At 55.0% G+C, this 1143-nt stretch carries 1 protein-coding gene; it reads right to left on the bottom strand.

The window, feature by feature from the left end; genetic code table 11:
• Positions 1 to 1002 (bottom strand): FtsX-like permease family protein (locus AUR66_RS18630; RefSeq protein WP_331457026.1); only part of this gene is annotated, 1002 nt, incomplete at its 3' end.
• Positions 1003 to 1143: the final 141 nt, after the last annotated feature.

Here is a 1143-nt window from a genome sequence, read left to right on the forward strand (position 1 = left end):
ACTGCATACAGCAAGTGCGAGCGAACCAACTCCGCCAGCAACGACAAGTGTTGGCGAAAACGGGACGGAGAGGCGGATACCGAAGATAACGAGGACGTTCAGTTGCTCAAGGAGCCACAACAACGTCACTGCGGTGGTAAACGAAACAATCGTTGCAGGGATCGCCAGACGAACCGCATCAGTAGCAAGCATCCACAAGATCCGCCTTCGGCTTGCACCCGTCGCACGGTGGATACCAATAACACGACGGTTTGCATGCACTGCCTGTGCAAACGTTGCAGTCGTCCCACCGATTGTACTGAGTCCGGCAAGCGACACCATTACGACGAATAGCAACTGGACGTTCCCAAACACGTTCTCAATAGCCCGACTAATTCCCGTCCCTTCGGAGTACTCACCCTGGCTTGCAAGCGTAGCCGCAACACGTTCATCACCGGTAACACGGTACGTTGTCGTTGTGAGTACAGTCCCATCAGAAACCAGTCTCAGGTCGTACGTCCCCGGTGCGAGCTCCTTGTCGAATCCGATTTCAGAGGCAGGGATCGTTATCTGAGAGACGTTCCCAGCAGTGAGCTCGACTGTCCGGACTTCAGAGCCACCAGGGGTCACAAGCGTAATGTTTCGAACAAAGAACTGGCCCCATGGATTTGCCACCTGAATAGTCACATCGGGTTGCGTAAGCCTCGTACCAGTTGGTGGAGACACAGACAGCCTCCCGCTGATATGCTGTGGAGCACCCTCTTTCACTGTGAGAGTGTGTTCTTCGGACACATAGCCGGGCTTCGAGATTGACAGCGTGTACGTTCCCGGTTCCTCTGGGACGTGCATAGGGACGCCACCCCGTTCGTTTGTCTTCGCACTTCGGCCGTCAAGCGTTACAGTTGCTCCAGAGACAACTGACTCGTTTGGCGTTGTTGCAGGGACGACAATCGTTGCCCCTGGTGGCACAGTGGCTGGATATTCCTTGGGGAGTTGTAAGGTGTTTGGCCGATATGCGGTCACTGACCGGGTAACCCCGTCTGCACTGATTTCGTACGACCCAGCCGTTATGAATTCGGTTGTGAATGTGAGTTGGGTCGTCGAGCCAGGGGTGACGCGAACTTCTTTTTCCAGGGTCCGATTGCCAATTTGGATGGCGACGCT

The organism is Haloferax profundi, from assembly GCF_001469865.1.
GTDB classification, from domain to species: domain Archaea; phylum Halobacteriota; class Halobacteria; order Halobacteriales; family Haloferacaceae; genus Haloferax; species Haloferax profundi.